At 70.7% G+C, this 18,783-nt stretch carries 20 protein-coding genes; 4 read left to right on the top strand and 16 right to left on the bottom strand.

Features of this window, described 5'->3' with window-relative positions; translation table 11 throughout:
• The 3 genes from MKK88_RS21945 to MKK88_RS21935 form a co-directional block, all read left to right on the top strand.
• The coding region (locus tag MKK88_RS21945) for a YfdX family protein (RefSeq protein ID WP_244003463.1) at positions 1 to 222 on the top strand (222 nt) is incomplete at its 5' end.
• 96 nt (positions 223 to 318) lie between these two features.
• A complete protein-coding gene (locus MKK88_RS21940; RefSeq protein ID WP_244003461.1) occupies positions 319 to 693 on the top strand; it encodes a hypothetical protein in 375 nt (124 codons plus the stop codon).
• Between the two features lie 142 nt (positions 694 to 835).
• On the top strand, positions 836 to 1,039 hold the full coding sequence (locus MKK88_RS21935) for a hypothetical protein (RefSeq protein WP_244003459.1): 204 nt from the start codon (positions 836 to 838) through the stop codon (positions 1,037 to 1,039).
• An 85-nt stretch (positions 1,040 to 1,124) separates the two neighbouring features.
• Here MKK88_RS21935 and MKK88_RS21930 read toward each other — a convergent pair whose 3' ends face one another.
• Genes MKK88_RS21930 through MKK88_RS21885 form a run of 10 tightly spaced genes read right to left on the bottom strand, consistent with a single transcriptional unit; the run spans position 1,125 to position 9,901 of the window.
• Complete coding sequence (locus MKK88_RS21930; RefSeq protein ID WP_244003457.1) at positions 1,125 to 1,469, bottom strand: RidA family protein; 345 nt, start codon at positions 1,467 to 1,469, stop codon at positions 1,125 to 1,127.
• 26 nt (positions 1,470 to 1,495) lie between these two features.
• Positions 1,496 to 2,656, bottom strand: a complete 1,161-nt coding sequence (locus tag MKK88_RS21925) for an NAD(P)/FAD-dependent oxidoreductase (protein WP_244003455.1) — start codon at positions 2,654 to 2,656, stop codon at positions 1,496 to 1,498.
• Positions 2,653 to 3,282, bottom strand: coding sequence for a hypothetical protein (locus MKK88_RS21920; protein WP_244003454.1), 630 nt, complete (start codon positions 3,280 to 3,282; stop codon positions 2,653 to 2,655). Before MKK88_RS21920 ends, MKK88_RS21925 begins: the two co-directional genes overlap by 4 nt.
• Complete coding sequence (locus MKK88_RS21915) at positions 3,279 to 4,688, bottom strand: NAD(P)/FAD-dependent oxidoreductase (protein WP_244003452.1); 1,410 nt, start codon at positions 4,686 to 4,688, stop codon at positions 3,279 to 3,281. The genes MKK88_RS21920 and MKK88_RS21915 overlap by 4 nt, the downstream gene beginning before the upstream one ends.
• Positions 4,685 to 5,005, bottom strand: coding sequence for a (2Fe-2S)-binding protein (locus MKK88_RS21910; RefSeq protein ID WP_244003450.1), 321 nt, complete (start codon positions 5,003 to 5,005; stop codon positions 4,685 to 4,687). The genes MKK88_RS21915 and MKK88_RS21910 overlap by 4 nt, the downstream gene beginning before the upstream one ends.
• Entirely contained in the window at positions 4,986 to 6,119 is a 1,134-nt protein-coding gene (locus MKK88_RS21905) for an NAD(P)/FAD-dependent oxidoreductase (RefSeq protein WP_244003448.1), read from the bottom strand. Before MKK88_RS21905 ends, MKK88_RS21910 begins: the two co-directional genes overlap by 20 nt.
• The gene (locus MKK88_RS21900) at positions 6,116 to 6,931 is read right to left on the bottom strand and encodes an ABC transporter permease (protein WP_244003446.1); all 816 of its coding nucleotides are present in this window, start codon (positions 6,929 to 6,931) and stop codon (positions 6,116 to 6,118) included. Before MKK88_RS21900 ends, MKK88_RS21905 begins: the two co-directional genes overlap by 4 nt.
• Entirely contained in the window at positions 6,928 to 7,812 is an 885-nt protein-coding gene (locus MKK88_RS21895; RefSeq protein WP_244003444.1) for an ABC transporter permease, read from the bottom strand. The genes MKK88_RS21900 and MKK88_RS21895 overlap by 4 nt, the downstream gene beginning before the upstream one ends.
• Complete coding sequence (locus MKK88_RS21890; protein ID WP_244003442.1) at positions 7,809 to 8,870, bottom strand: ABC transporter ATP-binding protein; 1,062 nt, start codon at positions 8,868 to 8,870, stop codon at positions 7,809 to 7,811. Before MKK88_RS21890 ends, MKK88_RS21895 begins: the two co-directional genes overlap by 4 nt.
• Positions 8,870 to 9,901: an ABC transporter substrate-binding protein gene (locus MKK88_RS21885; protein ID WP_244003440.1), complete on the bottom strand. Its 1,032-nt coding sequence runs from the start codon at positions 9,899 to 9,901 to the stop codon at positions 8,870 to 8,872. Before MKK88_RS21885 ends, MKK88_RS21890 begins: the two co-directional genes overlap by 1 nt.
• A gap of 186 nt (positions 9,902 to 10,087) precedes the next feature.
• Between MKK88_RS21885 and MKK88_RS21880 the strand changes: the two genes are divergently transcribed.
• Positions 10,088 to 10,972: a LysR family transcriptional regulator gene (locus MKK88_RS21880; RefSeq protein WP_244003439.1), complete on the top strand. Its 885-nt coding sequence runs from the start codon at positions 10,088 to 10,090 to the stop codon at positions 10,970 to 10,972.
• Positions 10,973 to 11,050: 78 nt separating this feature from the next.
• Here MKK88_RS21880 and MKK88_RS21875 read toward each other — a convergent pair whose 3' ends face one another.
• From MKK88_RS21875 to MKK88_RS21850, 6 genes are all read right to left on the bottom strand, one after another.
• Entirely contained in the window at positions 11,051 to 11,356 is a 306-nt protein-coding gene (locus MKK88_RS21875; protein ID WP_313902340.1) for a GCG_CRPN prefix-to-repeats domain-containing protein, read from the bottom strand.
• Between the two features lie 670 nt (positions 11,357 to 12,026).
• Positions 12,027 to 13,124: a chemotaxis response regulator protein-glutamate methylesterase gene (locus MKK88_RS21870; RefSeq protein ID WP_244003437.1), complete on the bottom strand. Its 1,098-nt coding sequence runs from the start codon at positions 13,122 to 13,124 to the stop codon at positions 12,027 to 12,029.
• Positions 13,121 to 13,966 (bottom strand): CheR family methyltransferase, encoded by an 846-nt coding sequence (locus MKK88_RS21865; RefSeq protein WP_244003435.1) that lies wholly within the window; start codon positions 13,964 to 13,966, stop codon positions 13,121 to 13,123. The genes MKK88_RS21870 and MKK88_RS21865 overlap by 4 nt, the downstream gene beginning before the upstream one ends.
• Positions 13,967 to 13,984: 18 nt before the next feature.
• Entirely contained in the window at positions 13,985 to 14,458 is a 474-nt protein-coding gene (locus MKK88_RS21860; protein WP_244003433.1) for a chemotaxis protein CheW, read from the bottom strand.
• Positions 14,459 to 14,579: 121 nt separating this feature from the next.
• Positions 14,580 to 16,499, bottom strand: a complete 1,920-nt coding sequence (locus tag MKK88_RS21855) for a methyl-accepting chemotaxis protein (RefSeq protein WP_244003431.1) — start codon at positions 16,497 to 16,499, stop codon at positions 14,580 to 14,582.
• Between the two features lie 111 nt (positions 16,500 to 16,610).
• Positions 16,611 to 18,779, bottom strand: coding sequence for a methyl-accepting chemotaxis protein (locus tag MKK88_RS21850; protein WP_244003429.1), 2,169 nt, complete (start codon positions 18,777 to 18,779; stop codon positions 16,611 to 16,613).
• Positions 18,780 to 18,783: the final 4 nt, after the last annotated feature.

Genomic DNA, 18,783 nt, shown 5'->3' with positions numbered 1-18,783 from the left:
CTGCCGCTGAACAAGACCATCGCCGACGTCGATCAGGCGGCGACGCTGATCGGCCAGGGCAAGTATTACGAGGCCAACGCGATCCTGAAGACCGCCCAGGACGGGATGCGCTTCGACGTGATCGACGCGGTCGCCCTCCCGCAGACCGGCAAGGCCGCGGCGGGGACCACCGGATCTCCGATGGCGACCGGCACGGCCGCAGGCGCCAAGACCGGCAAGTAGACGGCTGACCGCCGGCCGGGCTCGGCCCCGGCCGGCCATGCGGGGTCACGGCCGCCGCGGACCCACCGTATCGCATGACCCGCCGACGAGGCCGATATGACCAGGATCCGCCCCGGCGCCTGCCTCGCGTTCGGCCTGCTCCTCTGCGGATCGATGCCGGCCCATGCGTGGGCCGGCGGGCTCCCGCGCTTCGACATCCACGCGGTCTGCACGCTGGAGCGCAACGCGGGACCCGGGCCGGTCGATCGGGCGGGTTACCGAGGCTGCCTGTCCGACGAGCGCGCGGCGCGGCGCATTCTGAAGACGCAGTGGCACACCTTCCGCACCGGGGAACGCCGCGTCTGCCGGGCGGAGAGCATGATCGGCGGTGCGCCGTCCTACGTGGCGCTGCTGACCTGCCTTCAGCTCGACAGCGGCGACCTGCCGACCCAACCCGCGTTCCACCCCTCCGACGGCAGCCGGCCCCGATGAGGCCGCACCTTGGCCTATGTCTGCAGTGGAGAGGCCGGCGTTTTCGGGCCGGCTGAAGACAATGCCAAATTCGTGATCGATCAACCAGGAACGGAAGATATCATCAAGACTTCGTGCCAAGACAAATCAATGGAGGATGATCATGATCAAGACAACGGTCAGCGCCGCCCTGTGCTCGGTCTTTCTTCTGGCCACCGTTCCCGCCATGGCTGCACCGAAGGAGATGCCGCAGGGCAAGCGGGACGCGATGTCGATGAAGGACACTAAAACTCAGGTCACCAGACAGAAGAAAGACAACAAGGAAGCCAACAAGAACGTCGACAGCCTGATCACCAACAGGAAGTGACGGCTCCAGTCGCCGCGAGCGGCGACGTTCAGAGCCGCATCCTGAGGCAGCCCCATGAACGATCCCAGGATGCAGCCTCCGGCGATTACTTCGCGGCGGTGATCACGGCCTCGATCAGAACGTTGGGTCCCAATTCGGCGACTCCGATGGTGGAGCGGCTCGGCAGGGTCTCGGGGGTGAACCACGCGGTCCAGGCGGCGTTCATCTCGTCCTTGAGCGCCATGTCGGTGATGTAGAGCGTCGCCGTGAGGATCTTGCTTCGGTCGCTGCCCGTCTCGGCGAGCAGCGCGTCGATCCGCGCCAGGATCTGCTCGGTCTGCCCCCGCATCGGCGCCGAGCGGTCCTCCGCCACGATGCCGCCGAAGTAGAGGACGCCGCCATGCTCCACCACGCGGTGCATGATGGGCGTGCGGATATGGCGTTCGATCATCGCAACAGGTCCTTGTGGGTGGAGGATCAGCCGGCCGGCTGCAGCAGGGCCGGTCGGGTCTCGGGGACGGGGCCACCGAAGGTGAAGCGGGCCGGCGCAAACGCCGTGAGGTCGTGCGCCTCCGGTCCGTCGAGCAGCAGGCCGGCGACGCGCGCGCCGATCACGGGCGCGAGCGCGAAACCGTGCCCGGAGAAGCCGAAGGCGTGGACCAGTCCGTCCGCCACGGCGGACCGGCCGATCACCGGCAACTCGTCCGGCGTGACGCCCTCGATGCCGGCCCAGGCGTGGACGATCCGCGCCCCTTGCAGGGCCGGGAAGAGGTCGAGCGCCGTGCGGGCCGAATAGGCGAGGCGCGGGACGTCGAGACGTATCGCGCCCGTATCGAGATCGGCCTGCCCCTTGTGGCCGCCGCCGATCATCACATGGCCGCTGTCGGATTGCTTGAACGACAGGGGGCGCCCGGCCGCCCCCACCACCGGCGTCAGGAGCGGCGGCAGAGCCTCGGTGAGCAGCATCTGGAAGGCGTTGAAACCGAACGGGATCGGCTCCCCGGCCGCGCGGGCGATGCGGCCGCCCCAGGCCCCCGCGGCGTTGAGCAGGAGGGGAGCGGCATGGGTCTCACCGCCCTGTGTCCGAAGGCGCCAGAGCCCGGCTTGGCGCTCGACTGCCGCGACGCGGGCCCCCTCGATCACTACGGCGCGGGCCGCCTCGGCGGCGCGGCCGAAGGCGCGTGTCGTCCGCAGCGGGGACGCGAAGCCGTCGCGACGGGCGACGATGCCGCCGACGACGTGGGGAGCGACGGCCGGGAGCAGCCGGCGCACCGTATCGGCATCCGCCAGCTCCTCGTGGGTCCAGCCGGCGGCGCGCAGGTGCTCGACGCGCGCGGCGAGGCTGGCGAGCTCGGCCTCGGTCTCGGCCACCCGGACCTGTCCGACGGGGCGGAAACCGCAATCCTCGCCAACGAGATCCGCGATGGTGTGCCAGCGCTCGATCGCCTCCAGGGCGAGCGGCACTTCCGCGGGGTGTCGGCCCAGCGTACGCACGCCGCCCGCGGAGTAGCCCGAAGCCTGGGCGCCGACCTGCCGGGCCTCCAGCACGCGCACGCGTCGGCCGGCCCGGGCGAGGTGCAGGGCCGCGGAAAGCCCGTGCAGTCCCCCACCAACGATGAGGATATCGGGATCCGTCATGCGAGGATGTCCATATCCGCCTGCGGGGGAACCGCCTCCGGCATCGTGGCAACGAGCCCGGCCAGTGCCGCGAGACTGACGGGCCGCGCCGGTACCACCGCGCCCAGGATCGCGTGCTGCGCGAGGGCAGCCCGGTCGCGCTCGAGGCCCACGGGCTGTTCGAGCAAAGCCGCGAGGGCGACCGGATCGAGCCGCAGGGCGGCGAGGGTCTCAGCGGGCGGGATCACCGGCGCGTCCGTATCCACCGACCCGGCGGCGAGGGCGCGCGCGGCAAGAATCGCCTGACGTTCCGCATCCTGCCGGTCCGCCGCCCCCGCCACGCGGCCGGCCACCGAGATGCCCGGCACGCCGGTGCGGCCTGCGGCATCGGCCACGACCCGGCCGGCCTGGATGCCGCAGCCGAGGGTGGCCAGCAGCAGCGGTTCGTCGGCGCAGACCAGCAACGCGTCGAACGGCTCGGCCCAGACCCGCCCGTCGCCCTCGACCCACAGGTGGCCGGGCTCGGCGTGCCAAGCGGTCGCGTCGGGCCGGGCGATCAGGACGGCGCCCGGCAGCGCGGCGTGCGCGGCGCGACCGGCCGGGCCGCCGCCGACGATCACGATCCGGGGCGTCTCGATGGCGCTCACGCCGTCAGCTCCGGCATCGCCTCGGGCCGCTCGTTCGCGAGTTCGCCCACCGTCATCGGCTTGAACGGCGCCCGGGGCCGCAGGGCGCCGACCTGTTCCATCGTGGCCCCGCGGGTCTCGGCGATCAGCCCGGCGACGACGGTGCCGCACATGCGGCCCTGGCAGGGCCCCATGCCGGCCCGCAGATAGGCCTTTACCTGATTCGGGCCGGCGGCGCCGCGGCGGGCGGCCCCGCGGATATGCCCGGCCGTGATCTCCTCGCAGCGGCAGACGATCGTGTCGTCGGCCGGGGTGAGGATGCCCGGGGCGGGGCGGTAGAGCCGGTCGAGGAAGGGCCGGAGCGCCAGGGCCGCGCGCTGAGCCTTGCGGGCCTCCGCGGCGCGGGCGGCGCGGGCGGCGGCGTCGAGCCGGCCCAGCCGGCGGGCCGCATCGATCGCGGCGAGTCGACCGCTTGCCGCAGCGGCCTCCCAGCCGCCGATGCCGCCGCCATCGCCCGCCACCGCCACGTTCGGATGGCTCGTGGCGCCCCATTCATCCAGGCGCGGCCGCCAGCACAGCTGCCTGTCGTCCCAGTCGTGATCGAGGCCCAGGGCCCGGGTGATGTGGGTCGAGGGGATCACCCCCTCGTGCAGCAGGAGCGTGTCGCAGGCCAGCGCGTGATCCCGGCCGCCCTGATGCCAGCGCACGGTCGAGACCCGGCCGTCGCCCTCCGCCCGCAGGTCGCGGACGTTGCGCACCACGGTGAGGCCCCGCGCCCGGGTCTCGCGCATCAGGGCGACGCCCTTCGCCAGGAGCTTGCGCCCCGTCCAGAGGCCGCCCGCCCGCAGCGCATCCCGGAGGGCACCGCCGGCGCCGGTCTCCAGAAGAGTCAGCCGCTCGACACCGGCCCGCAGGAGTTGCACGGCCAGCAGCCAGCAGAGCGGCCCTTGCCCGGCGATCACGACGGATCCCCCCGGCACGGCGCCAGCCGTCTTGAGCAGGATCTGGGCGGCGCCCGCGCTCATCACACCCGGCAGCGTCCAGCCGGGAATCGGGACGGGTCGCTCCTGGGCGCCGGTCGCGAGGAGGACGCGCCGCGCCGCAATCTCCGCGGTGGCGCCTGCCGCGGTCACCGACAGCACGCCCGCATCGGGGTCGAGGTGCCAGAGCGTGGACCGCGGCCGGTAGGCGATCCCCTTCGTGGCCCGGAAGGCGCCTGCCAGGGCGCCGCCGGCATCGAGGAACTCGCCCGCGAGGGCCGGATCACCGGCGGCGGCCTCCACCGCCCGAAACACCTGTCCGCCCGGGGCGGGCTGCTCGTCCAGCACGGTGACCGAGAGTCCGAGGGACGCGGCCTCGATGGCGGCGGCCATGCCGGCCGGGCCGGCGCCCACGATGGCGAGATCGGAATTCATGCCGTCACTCATGCGGCGTCCTCGATCCGCGCCGCGCGGGCGCCGGTCTGCGGCTCGATCCGCATGCCCGGGGCGACCGGCACGAGGCAGGATTGCCGGTTGGCCACCCCGTCGATCTCCGCGAGGCAATCGAAGCAGATGCCGATCATGCAATAGGGGAGGCGCGGGGCGCCGCCGACCGGGGTCGTGCGGATCGCGGGCGCACCCGAGAGCAGGACCGCCGCGGCCGCCGAGGCGCCCTCCGGGACGCGGACGGGCCGGCCCGCGACGAAGACTTCAACCAGCCGGTCCCCGGGGGCCGGACGGGCCTCAGGCCGCCTTCTGAACATCGAACCGTCTCGCGCTGAAGGGGGACATCTCCGGCGCCAGCGCGCCGGCCGCGATCATCGGGGCGAGCAGGCTCGCATGCGCCCCGGCCAGGGTGACGCCGGAATGGCAATTGGCGATGGTGGCGCCGGGGTAGCGCTCGGATTCGTCGTAGATCGGCTTGCCGTCCGGCGACATGACCCGGAGCGCCGCCCAGGCCCGGACGATGTTGAGTTCGGCGATCCACGGGAAGGTCTGGACCGCCTTGCGGGCGATGGCCCGCATGATCGCCGGGGTCTGGGTCAGGGTGTCGAAGCCCATATCCTCCTTGCTGTCACCGAGCAGCAGAGACCCCTCCTCAGTCTGGCGGACGACGTGGGTCGGCAGAGCGAGCACCTGCCGGGTGCGCTCCGTGACGAGGATCTGGCCGCGCTCGGGGCGCAGGGGCGCCGACAGACCGACCAGCGGCGCGAGCTCGGCGTTGCCGAGACCCGAGGCGAGGACGAGGCGTGGCGCCCGGACGGTCTCGGACCCGATCGCGACGGTGAAGTCGCGCGGGGCCGCCTGGATGGCCGTGACCCTCGCGTTCGGCCGGTAGAGGCCGGCCTGATCCTGGAACGCCGCGTGGAGCGCGCGCAGGAGGTGCAGCGGGCTGGCATGCCCGTCGTAAGGCGTCCAGGACGCGCCCACGACCTGGGGGCCGAGACCCGGCACCATGTCGCGCAGTTCCGCCACCGGGATCATGCGGTACGCGTAGCCGGCATTGCCGGCCTCCCGGCGCAACTGGCCCATCAGCGCGTCGCGCTGCGCCATCTCCTCGTCCGAGAAGCAGAAATGCAGGCCGCCCGGCTGGTGCAGCCCGACGCCGATGCCGGTCTCGGCCTGCAGGTTGGCGGCGAGTTCCGGCCAGGCCCGGGCCGAGGCATGGGTCCAGTGCTGGTAATGCGGCGCGCCGAGGCCCTTCGACTGGACCCAGACCAGCCCGAAATTGCCACGGCTCGCCCGGTGGGCGACGTCGCCCTCGTCGAGCATCACGGTCGACAGGCCTTGCCGCTGGAGGCCGTAGGCGATGGCCGCGCCGACGAGGCCGCCGCCGATTACGATCGCGTCGTGCATCGCGTGTCCGCTCGCTGTCATGCGCGGCGCTCCCCGGTAAGCAGGCGGTCGATCGGGTAGAAGCGATCGAGCCCCAAGAGGACCAGGGCGGTGACGAGGATCAGCGCCGCCGAGACCGACGCGACCAGCGGGTCGGTCATCTGGTCGATGTAGTTGAAGAGCTGGACCGGCAGCGGGTTGGCGGCCGGCGAGGCCAGGAACAGGCTCACCGTCAATTCGTCGAAGCTCGTCACGAAGGCCAGAATCCAGCCGCCCGCGAGGCCAGGGGCGATCAGCGGCAGCGTCACGCGCCGGAACACCGTGAACCGATCGGCGCCGAGGCTCTCGGCGGCGCGCTCGATACGCAGATCGAGCCCCGACAGGCCGGCGCCGACGAGGCGCAGCATGTAGGGTGTGATCACGATGACATGGGCCGCCACGAGGCCGGCGAAGCTGCCCGACAGGCCGAAGCCGGAGAAGAACCGCAGCAGCGCCACGCCCAGCACCACGTGCGGGATCATCAGCGGCGAGGCGAGGATCGCCACGAGGGTGCCCCGGCCGGGGAAGTGCCAGCGGGCGATCGCCAGGGCGGCCGGCACGGCGATCAGGGCGGAGATGGTCGCGGCGGTCACGCCGAGGCGCGTGCTGTACCAGAAGCTCTCCAGGAAGCGGGGGTTGTCGCCGATCGCCCGCCACCAGCGCAGCGACAGGCCGTCGAACGGCAGGGCGAGGTAACCCTGGCCGGTGAACGAGACGGCGATCACCACCACGAGCGGCGCCAGGATGAAGGCGAGGAACAGGGCGTGGAAGGCGAGTGCCAAAGGACCGTTGCGGCTGGAGCTGTTGGCACTCATACCGGGCCTCCCTGCGCGGCTTCGCCGAGCCGCCGCAGCGCCCGCTTCTCGACGAGCCGCGTCCAGAGGAGCGTGGCGAGCAGGATCGCCGCCATCAGCACGGTGGCGAGGGCGGCGCCGAGCGGCCAGTTCAGGGTGTTGAGGAACTCGTTATAGGTCATGCTGGAGACGACCTTCAGGCGCTTGCCCCCCAGCATGGCGGGCGTCGCGAAGGCCGAGGCCGAGAGGCAGAACACCATCAGCGCCCCCGCCATGACGCCGGGCATGACGTTGGGCAGCACGACGCGGGTGAACACCGTGACCCGCCCCGCCCCGAGGCTGGTGGCGGCCCGCTCCAGCACCGGATCGAGCCGGCCGAGGCTCGCCCAGACGGACAGCACCACGAGCGGCACCATCACGTGGACGAGGCCGATCACCACCGCGAGTTCGGTGAACATCAGGCGGAACGGGGCGCCGGGCACGTGGAGCGCGGCGAGCGTCTGGTTCACGAGGCCGTTCGTGCCGAGCAGCACCATCCAGCCGAAATTGCGCACCACCACCGAGACCAGCAGCGGCCCGACCACGACGAGGAGCATCGGGCCGCGCCAGCGCGGGTCCATCCGGTGGATGATCCAGGCCTCCGGCACCCCGACGAGGAGGCAGATCAGGGTGGTCAGCCCGGCGATGCGGAAGGTGCGGGCCAGGGCCTCGCCGAACAGCGGATCGGTGAAAAGATCCTGGTAATTGGCGAGCCCCCAGCCGGGCAGGACCCCCTTCTCGAAGTCGAAGCCGTGCAGGCTCAGGGCCAGCACGCCGGCGAGCGGGACGAGCAAAGCCCCGGCATAGACGAGGGCGGAGGGCGCCGTCAGCAGCGCTGGGGTGAGGCGGTCGGAGCGGGTCATGCCGTCTCCAGCCGCCGCAGGCTGTGGGCGTCCCAGTCGAGGGTCACCGCGGCGCCCTCGTCGAGCGGCGTCGCGCCGGTGTTCTGCGCCATGACGGCGAAGGCGCCAAGCGCCGTCTCCACCGTGTAGAGCCAGAACCCGCCGAGGAAGAGCCGCGCCTGCACGCGCCCTTCGAGGCCAGGCGGTCCCTCCGGCGCCCGCTCACAGCGGATGCGCAGGCGCTCGGGCCGGATCGTGAGCAGGATGTCGCCCTGGCGGTCAGCCAGTTCCGGCGGCAGGGAGAAGCGATGGCCCGCCGCCTCCGCCTCGCCAGCGGCGGCGCGGGCCGGCAGCCGGTTGCTGCGGCCGAGGAAGTCGGCCACGAACGCATCCGCCGGGATGTCGTAGGCCTGCCAGGGCGCGTCGATCTGGACGACCCGGCCGCCCTGCATGATCGCCACCCGGTCGCACAGGGCCATGGCCTCGGCCTGATCGTGGGTGACCAGCACCGTGGTGACGCCGATCCGGCGCTGCAGGTCGCGCAGCTCGATCTGCATCTCCTCGCGCAGCTTGGCGTCGAGATTCGAGAGCGGCTCGTCGAGGAGGAGCAGCCGTGGCTCGACCACCAGCGCCCGCGCCAGGGCGACCCGCTGCTGCTGGCCGCCCGACATGTTGCGCGGGTAGCGCTCGGCGAGGTGCCCGAGGCGGACCTGCGCCAGCGCCTCGGCGACCCGCCTGCCGCGCTCGGCCCTGGGCACCCGGCGCATCTCCAGCCCGAAGGCCACGTTCTCGGCGGCGGTCATGTGGGGGAACAGGGCGTAGGACTGAAACACCAGCCCGATGCCGCGCTGGGCCGGCGGCATCCCGGTCAGGTCGCGCCCCTCCATCAGGATGCGGCCGCGGCTCGGGGTCTCGAAGCCGGCGATCATCTGCAGCGTCGTGGTCTTGCCGCAGCCGGAGGGCCCGAGCAGGCCGAGGAACTCGCCGGGCGCCACCGCGAGGCTGACCTCGCGCACCGCGGTGACGGTGCCGTAATCCTTGCCGAGGCCGTCGAGGGTCAGGAAGGCGGGCGCGGACATCAGCGCTCGACCTGCCGCTGCCATTGGCGCGTCCAGTCGGGGCGGTTGCGGTTGACCACGTCCCAGTCAAGCCCGATCAGCGAGCGCACCTGATCCTCGCCGTAGATCACGCGGGACGCCACGTCCGGCGGCAGCTTCGTCGCGCGGTTGGTCGGGCCCGCCCCGTACTGCGTGGCGAAGATCTCCTGGACCTTCGGCGAGACGAGATAGGCGAGGAACTTGTCGGCGAGCGCCGGCTCCGGGCTGTCGGTGATGGCGCAGCCGGCCGTCATCAGGACGACCGCGCCCTCCTTCGGCCGGGCAATCGCCAGGGGAAATCCCGCCTGCTGCATGGCGGCGACCCGGGACGAACCCCAGACGGCGAGCCAGATCTCCCCCGACTGGAACATCTCGCTCATCTTGCCGGGCGAGCTCTCGTAGGCGAGCACGTTCGGGTTGATCTGCTGGCGCATGACCTTCAGCCCCGGCGCGATGTCGCTGTCGCTGCCGCCGTGGATACGGGCCATCATCGCCAGCGTGTGGACGCCGTAGGTGTTGTCGATGCCGGGGATCGCGATCCGCTGGCGGTAGTCCGGTTTGGCGAGATCCATCCACGAGGTCGGCGCCGGGAAACCGCGCTCCTGGAATAGCTTCGTGTTGTAGGCGATCCCCGTGAAGCCGAAGCCGGTGCCGACGGCGTGATCGTCGCCCAGGACCGCGATCGGGTAGACCGCGTCGCGCACCGCGTCGGGGAGCTTGCGGCACAGGCCGAGGGAGACGGCCTGCACCATCGGACCGTCATCCAGCACCGCCACGCCGACCGTCTGATGGCCGCGCTGGGCCTGCATCCGGGCGAGGTTGTCGGAGGAATTGCCGGTCAGATAATCGATCTTGACGTCGTTCTCGCGCTCGAACGTCGGGATGACGCTGGTGCGCATGATCTGCTCGTAGCTGCCGCCGTAGCCCGCCACGGTGAGGCGCGGCTCGGCCGAGGCCGGTGCCTGGGCGGCGCAGAGCGCGACGGCCGAGAGAAACCCCAGTAACGCACGCATCATCGCTTGCCTCCGTGAGCAATCGGAAAGCCATTCCTGCGTGCTGAACAGGCAAGACGCTTGTCCAATAAGCATCTCCCGCGCCTATTGGCTCGCGAATGCTGTGTAGCGTGCGCAGACTTGACGGGAGACGCAAATTCATAATTTTTGCGGTTCCATTCCTTCCGGTAGCGAGACGAGGTCTGGATGACGCCGAGCCGGCTTCGGCAACTGGAAGCGTTCCGGGCCGTGATGCAGAGCGGCTCGGTCAGCCGGGCGGCGCAGCGGATGCTGCTCACGCAGCCCGCGGTCACGAAGCTGCTCCGCAGCCTGGAGGACGAGACCGGGCTGCCGCTGTTCGACCGCTCGCGGCGCCATCTCCAGCCGACGCCGGAGGCCGTGAAGCTGGAGGGGGCCGTCGCGACCCTGTTCGCGGCCGCGGACCGGCTCGATCGCGTCATCGACGACATGCGCGGCGTGGGCAGCGGGGAATTGCGGGTCGCGGCCATGCCGCTGATGGGCCTGTCCCTCATCCCGCGGCTGCTGGCCCAGTTCGCCATGGAGGTGCAGCCGGTGCGGATCTCGCTCGTGGTGGCGAGTTCGCGGGAGGTCCACGACCTGGTGCAGGCCGGCAATGCCGATCTCGGTTTCGCGCTGCCGGTCGGCCGCAGCGCCCTGGTGGCGGCGCCGCCGATCGAATTGCCCGGGCTGGTGGTCCTGCCGCCCGGCCATCGCTTGGCGCGGCACAAGTCCGTCCCGCTCTCCGAGCTGCACGACGAGCCCTACATCTCACTCGGTCGGCAGTACCGCCTGCGCGATCAGGTCGATGAACTCTTCACCGTCAACGGGGTCACGCCGCGCCTCGTCGCGGAGACGCAGAACGCGGCCGCCGCCTGCGCCATGGTGGCCGCGGGTCTGGGCTTTGCCATCGCGGAGGCCGTGACCGTGAAAGCCCTCAAGGGGCAGGTCGTCGTGCGCCGCTTGCAGCCGACGGTGACGTTCTCGGTCACCGTCCTGGGGAGCCCGGGGCGCCCGCTCTCGAGCGCCGCCCTGTCCTTCCTCAAGCTGGTCCGCAGCGAGGCGGACGCCTGACGGTCGCCTCGATGTGTCCTGTGCCGCGGATAGCCGGTCGAGGCCGGCGCCGGAGGCGCCGGAGCGCCGGCCCGACGCTTACCACCGGTGGTGCCACGCGGCCCGATGCCAGCCCCATGGACGGTGCCAGCCCCAATGACGGTGCCAGCCGGCGTGATGCCAACCCCAGTGATGGCGCCAGCCCCATGGGCGGTGCCAGGCGTAGACCACCGGCCGGGCATAAAAGACCGGACGGTAGGCGTAGGGACGCCAATTGGGCCTGCACCAGCCGGAGTAGCCCCGGTGGAACCCGGGTCCGCAGCCCTGGGCGGCCTCGGCCGTCCCCACGGACGCGGTGAGCGTACCGAGCGCGAGGAGCGCTGCGCCTGCAAGCTTCATTCGCATCTTCATCCTCCTTTCACACTGCGAGGTCTTCAGATCCGGCTCCGCTTCCAGATCAACGCGACCGGAATCGGTTGGGTTTCGGAGCGTCGCCAGGAACCGGCATGAAACAGCCGCGCCCAGGAAAGCGTTTCTTCACAAAAGAGTGCGTGCGCCGAAGCACAGCCGGTCCGGGGAGACCTTCTCAGGCGGAGCCGGACCTTCACCGTGGCACGCCACAACTTCGAATAGTACCACGGCCCGGCCCGGGCGGATGGGCTTGACCCGGTCAGGTCTCGCGCAGAGGTCTGGCGTCCCGGCGGCCACCGCCTGGACCGCTCACCGTCGACAAGAACCGCGTCCCCATACCGGTATCGTCCTGCGGTCGCTCCTGCGACAGTGGCAGACCTCACCGGAAGCTGTTGGATGCCACGGATCCCGGTAAAAGGACGATTATCGATCCGCGATCCCCCGAAGCGTGGATCCACCTTCGCCCGCCCGGTTCGCCGGCGCGGGCATTTTCATGCGCGCTGACATCGGCTGGGCCGTCGGAGACCGTCCGTCAGGCCGGGATGGACCCGTCCTGCTGATTGGGGCAGAGCGCGGAAGCACCGCGGATTTCGGGGCGGACCATCCGGACCGAGCCCCGCACGGCAGGATCAGTCCCGGCGGACGATCGCGGCCAGCTTGCCGCTCAGGCCGGCTGACGGAGTGCCGGCATAGCGCCAAATCGAAGTATCTCGTGATGAATCCGGTCCAGCGGGACGACCTTCGCGGCCGCGCCCCGCTCGATCGCCTCCTTGGGCATGCCGAAGACCACGCAGCTCTCCTCGTCCTGCGCCACCGTGAGCGCCCCGGCGCGGCGCATCTCCAGGAGGCCGGTAGCGCCGTCGTCGCCCATGCCGGTCATCAGGATGCCCAGAGCGTTCGCGCCGGCGCAGCGGGCCGCCGCCCGGAACAGCACGTCCACGGAAGGCCGATGCCGTGAGACCAGCGGGCCCTCCTTCACCGACACGCTGTAGCGGTTCCCGGTCCGCTGCAGCAGGAGGTGCCGGCCCCCCGGAGCGATCAAGGCCTGCCCGGGCAGCACGAGGTCGCCTTCCACAGCCTCCTTTACCGCAATGGTGCAGAGGCCATCGAGCCGCCGGGCGAAGGCGGCGGTGAAATGCTCCGGCATGTGCTGGACGACCACGAGGCCCGGGCAATCCCGCGGCAGTTGCTCCAGCACGTCACGCAGCGCCTCGGTGCCGCCCGTCGAGGCGCCGATGCAGACGATCCGGTCCGTCTCGGCCACGGCCCGATTGGGGCTGGGGGCCGGCAGCACGGCGTCGGCCGTCAGCTTCTTCTCGATGCGGCGCGATTCCAGGCGGCCCGGACGCAGCTTGGCCCGGGCGGCGGCCCGCACCGCGTCGCAGACCCGCACCGAGGATTCGACCAGGAACTGACGGGTGTCGATCCGGGGCTTGGACACGACATCGACGGCACCGGCCTCAAGCACATCGAACAGCGTCCGCGAGCCCGCCTCGGTCAGGGCGGAGCAGACGATCACGGGGATCGGCCGCTGGGCCATGATCTTCCGCAGGAAGGTCAGCCCGTCCATGCGTGGCAATTCGAGGTCGAGGAGGATCACGTCCGGCACCTCCTCCTGGATGCGCCGGGCCGCGATGAACGGATCCGCGGCCGTACCGATCACCCGGATGTCGGGCGCGCCCTCGAGGATGGTCACGAGGGTCTGTCGGACCGAGGCGGAATCGTCGACGATCAGGACGCGCGTCGGATCGCGTTGGTTCATTGGATCAGGTCCCGCGCCCTGCTGAAGATGGTCGAGGAAACCTGTGTGAGGCCGGGCACGCCGGTTCCGGCCATGGATTCCGAGTGCCCGACGATCAGGAAGCCCCCCGGCCGCAAATGCTGGGCGAGGCGGCCGAGCACCGCCTTCTGGGTGTCCTTGTCGAAATAGATCAGGACGTTGCGGCAGACGATGACGTCCACGTCCTGATCGACCGCGTAGGACGCATCCATCAGGTTGAGGCGCTGGAAATGCACGCGGCTGCGCAGCTCGGGCACGATCCGCCCGAGCTTCCGCGCCGGGTCCCGGGCGGTCATCACGTAGCGGCGTCGAAAGGCCGGCGGGATCTGGGCCAGCATCTCCTCCGGGTAGATCGCCTCCGCGGCGACGCGCAGGACCTCCGTGGAGATGTCCGTGCCGAGGATCGCGTAGCTGAACCCGTGCCCCGCCGCGATCATGTCCTGCAGGATCATCGCCAGGGTGTAGGCCTCCGCCCCGGTCGAGGCGGCGGCGCTCCAGACCTTGAGGCGCGGGTTCCCGCCCCGCCGCCGGCAGAGCAGCGGCACCAGATCGTCGCGCAGCTGCTCGAAATGGGCGGGCTCCCGGAAGAAATCCGTCTTGTTGGTGGTGACGCAGTCGATGATGTGGACGAATTCCTCGGCGAGGTGCCCGTCATCGAACAGGTGGTCGCCGTAGGCGTTGAGGCTGTCGAGGTCGAGCGCCCGCATGCGCTTGCGCAGCCGGCCCTCGACCATGGTGCGCTTGGCTTCCGGGATCTGGATGCCGATCCGGGCTTGGATCAGATCGGCGACCGTGTGGAAATGGCGGTCCTTCAGCTGCGGCATGGCATCGATCCCTGGCTGTCAGGCGGCGAGCGGCGGCTCAAGCAGGGCGGGATCGTCGCCCGCCATGAGCGCTTCGAGGTTGAACACCACCACGAAGGCCTCGCCCTTGCGGCCGATGCCGGCGATGTAGTTCGAGCGCCAGCGACCGCCGACCTCGGGGGCCGATTCCATCTCGGCCCGGTCGAGTTCCGTCACCTCGATCACCCGATCGGCCACGAAGCCAACCCGCAGGGCGCGGTCCCGCAAAGCGATGTTCAGAAGGATGATGCGGGTGGCGGGCGTCACCGGGATCGCCGGCAGGCCGAGCTTGGTCCGCAGGTCGATGACCGGGTAGCTCTGCCCGCGGACATCGATCATGCCGACCAGGAAGGGCGGCGCGTGCGGCAGGGCGGCCGGCGCGCGGTAATCCAAGATCTCGTGAACGGACGCGATATTGATCCCAAAGATCTCGCGATCGAGGCCGAGGGTCAGATACTGCCAGACGCTGGACATACGGGTCTCCGGCTCGGTCGCCGCCTGTCGGATCCCCGCTTCGGGAGTCCGCCTATCGGTGAGGTGGTCGGTGGTTTCTGGGTCCGGGCCCTTGCGGGTCCGGACCCGGCGCGCGTGCTGATCAGGCGGCGCGGACGAATTCGGCGTCGCGGGCATCGCGGATCTCGCCCTCGCCCATGTCGAGGGCGAAGCCCGGCGATCCGGCTGTCCGCGCCCGCGCCTTCGGGGTGACCGCCTGGCCCGGCCGGGCCGGCGCCGCCATCCGCGCCGCCGCAGCCCGCAGGCGCGGAGCCGCCGCCTCCCCGCCCGACGCCGCCTCGATCCGGAAGTAGGCGATCGTCGCCTGAAGCCGCTCCGCCTGCAGGGCCAGTTCGTCCGAGGTCGCCGAGACCTGCTCGGACGCGCTCGCGTTCTGCTGGGTCACTTTGTCGAGCTGCTGGATCGCTTGATTGATCTGACCCGAGCCGACATCCTGCTCCCGGCACGCCGCCGAGATCTCCTCGACCAGGCTGGCGGTCCTTTTGATGTCGGGCACCAGCCGCCCCAGCATCTCGCCCGCCTGCTGTGCCGCCTTGACGGTGTCGGCCGACAAGGTCCCGATCTCGGCCGCCGCCGCTTGGCTGCGCTCGGCGAGCTTCCTCACCTCGGAGGCCACCACCGCGAAGTCCCGCCCGTGCTCGCCCGCACGCGCGGCCTCCACCGCCGCGTTGAGCGCCAGGAGGTCGGTTTGCCGGGCGATCTCCTGCACGATCGTGATCTTCTGCGCGATCGTCTGCATCGCATCGACCGCGCGGCCCACCGCGGCGCCGCTCGCCTCGGCATCCTGGGCCGATTGCCGGGCGATCGCCTCGGTCTGGCCGGCATTCTCGGCGTTCTGCTTCACGTTGGCGGCCATCTCCTCCATGGAGGCGGAGGCCTGTTCCGTCGACGCGGCCTGCTCGGTCGAGCCCTGCGACAGCTGCTGGGCCGAGGAGGACAGCTCCTCGGACCCGGCCGACACGTTGCCGGCCGCCGCGCTCGCCTCGGTCACCACCGCCCGCAACTTCTCCAGCATCTGCTCGAGGGCGATGCCGAGCACGTCCTGGTCGGACAGGCGCTGCGTCTCGACGGTCAGGTCCCCTGAGGCGATAGCAGTGGCGACGCCTGCGATCGTCTTCAGGTTGTCGGTCATCGCGCGGAGATTACCCTCGACCTCGCTGCTGAGGCCGCCGAAATCCTTCGACAGCGTCTTGCTGAAATCACCGACCGAAGCCGCCGCGAGGACGCCCGAGATCTCCCGGAAGGCCTGCTCCACCGCCTGGGCGGTCCCCTCGATCCGGCCGACCTCGTCCCGCCGCCCCGTGTCGAAGGGGGTGGCGAGATTCGCCAGGCTGGCGCTGATCCGGGTGACGGGCTTGGCGACGGTGCGGACCAGGACGAGCCCGATCGCGACGGCAATCACCAGATTGGCTACGATGCCGAGCAGAATCATCTGCGTCGTCGTGTCGAAAGCCGCGTTCTGCGCGGAGCGGCGCGTCTCCATCAGCTCGGATTCGGTGCCGATGATCTGGCCGATCTCCCCGCGCAGGCCGTCCATCGCGGCCTTTCCGGTGCCGGCGATCTCCGCCTGCCGGGCGGCGTCGCGGGTCCGGGGATCGGCCATCTGGGCGATGCCCCTCTCGGCCACGCCGGTGTGCCAGGATTCCGCGAGACGGCGGACCGTGGCGAGCCGCTCCTGCTGGGCCGGATTGTCCGCCGTCAGGCCCTTGGCCTGCTGCCACGCGGTCTCGAACGCGGTCCAGCCCTTACGGTAGGGGTCGAGGAACTTCTCGTCCGCGGACAGCAGGAACCCGCGATAGCCGGTCTCCTGATCGACCATGGCGGCCATCGCCCGGTCGGTGGAATCGATCACCTGGATGGTGTGATCCGTCCAAGTCACCGATTGCCGGATCTCGGTCGATTTCCAGTAGACGACGCCGTTGATGCCGAGGCCGACCGCCAGCATCAGGGCGAAGGCCAGAAACAGTTTCCGTGGTATGGAGATATTGTCGAACATTGTCATGATGAACCCTCGCTGGGTGACTCCGTGGATTGGGACCGTCGACCCGGGGGTCGCATCGTCTGTCGTGCGGCGGCCGAGACCGCCGGTTGCTCTCCCTCTGGTGATGTCCCGTCAGGCGGCGCGGACGAACTCGGCATCGCGGGCGTCTCGGGTTGACCCTTCGCCCATGTCGAGCGCGAAGCCCGATGTCTTGGTCACGCGCGTGCTCGCCTTCGGATTCGTGACCTTGGCGGCCGCGTCCTTGGCGACCAATCCGTTGGTGATCGGCGTGCCCGCCCAGGTCGTGGGAACCACCGCAGCCCGCCGGTCGGTCCGGAAATAGGCCATCGTCGCCTGCAGCTTCTCCGCCTGGGCGGCCAGTTCGTCTGAGGTCGCCGAGACCTGCTCGGAGGCGTCCGCGTTCTGCGGGGTCACCTTGTCGAGCTGCTGGATCGCCTGGTTGATCTGGCTTGCACCGATATCCTGCTCCCGGCACGCCGCCGAGATCTCCTCGACCAGGCTGGCGGTCTTATTGATGTCGGGCACCAGCCGCCCCAGCATCTCGCCCGCCTGCTGCGCCGCCTTGACGGTGTCGGCCGACAGCGTCCCGATCTCGGCCGCCGCCGCTTGGCTGCGCTCGGCGAGCTTCCTCACCTCGGAGGCCACCACCGCGAAGCCCCGCCCGTGCTCGCCGGCACGCGCGGCTTCCACCGCCGCGTTGAGCGCCAGGAGGTCGGTCTGGCGGGCGATCTCCTGGACGATCGTGATCTTCTGCGCGATCGTCTGCATCGCATCGACCGCGCGGCCCACCGCGGCGCCGCTCGCCTCGGCATCCTGGGCCGATTGCAGGGCGATCGCCTCGGTCTGGCCGGCATTCTCGGCGTTCTGCTTCACGTTGGCGGCCATTTCCTCCATGGAGGACGAGGCTTGTTCCGTCGACGCGGCCTGCTCGGTCGAGCCCTGCGACAGCTGCTCGGCCGAGGAGGACAGCTCCTCCGAGCCCGTCGACACGTTGCTGGCCGCCGCACTGGCCTCGGCCACCACCGCCCGCAGCTTCTCCAGCATCGTCTGCAGGGAGAGCCCCATCCTGTCCTTGTCGGAGAGCGGCTTGGCCGCGACGGTCAGGTCGCCCTGCGCAATCGCATCGGCCAAAGCCGCGGTGGCGTTGAGGTTGGCGGTCATCCGGTTCATGGCCGCCACCAGGTCGCCGATCTCGTCGTCGGACGTCGCCGTAATCGTCTGGTCGAGATCGCCGACCGCCACGGCTTCGGCGAGGGACACCGCCCGGCCAAGGTTGCACGCGATGGAGAGGGCGAGCCAGCCGGCGATAATGAGGCCGACGAGGAACGCGCCGGCGACCGTGCCGAGCAGGATCGTCTGCCCGTCGCGGGAGGCAGCCCTCGCCTGATCGACGGCCTCGATCTTGCGCTGTTCCTGGTAATCGCGCAGCGCGTCGAGCGCCCGAGCCCCCTCGGTGGTGGCGGTCGAGTACTCGCCCGACGCCAGGGCCACGGCCTTCACCGCAGCGCCGGTCTCCACCAGGGCGAGAGTCTTGTCGATCACAGCACTCCAGACATTGAATGTCCTCTGGAGGCCGTCGAGGGCTACCCCGTTGGCGGCGCGGGTCAGCGTGTCCAGGCGCTTCGCGAGTTCAGCACGGCTCCGTTTCACGGCGTCCACCCGGCTCGCGAGCGCGTCCTGCGTGCCCGCTGCGGCGGCCGCCTGCATCTGGCCCCAGGTCCGTTCGAGCTGGATGTGGAAGGCCGACACGGCCCTGAAGAGATTGCCACCCGCCGGGGTGGCGGCCTTGTCGGCGATCCCCTCCAGTTCGGCGCGCAGGGCGATCATCGCCGGACGGCCGGCGGCATCGAGCTGGGCCCAGGTCCGGGCCGCGGCGTTGAGGTGTGTCAGCTCGACGATTCGGTTGCCGAGCGCCTGCTGCTTGTCGAGCTTGTCGAGCGCGACGGCGAAGAGTTGCTGGCCTTCGTCGGACGTCACCTGGAGCTTAGCCTTGCCGAGTTCCGTTATTGCATCGGCCTGGTATTCCGAGGCGCGCCGGGCGTGGATCGCAAGCTGTTCGTCGCTGGCGCTGTTGATCGTGGCGCGCGTGTTGGAGACGGCCCGGATCGCCGTGGCCTTGGCCGACAGGACGTGGCTCTGCAGTTCGGAGCGCCCGACGACGAAGCGCATGGCCTCGTCGGCGGCGAGCAGCCGCTGATACCCGACGCCGCCGGCCAATCCGGTCAGGAGGAGAATGACACCGAAACCGCCGGCCAGCTTGGCCTTGATCGAGATGCGCATCGTG

Source organism: Methylobacterium sp. E-005 (assembly GCF_022829725.1).
Lineage (GTDB): Bacteria > Pseudomonadota > Alphaproteobacteria > Rhizobiales > Beijerinckiaceae > Methylobacterium.
This window is presented reverse-complemented; position numbering and strand designations above follow the sequence as displayed.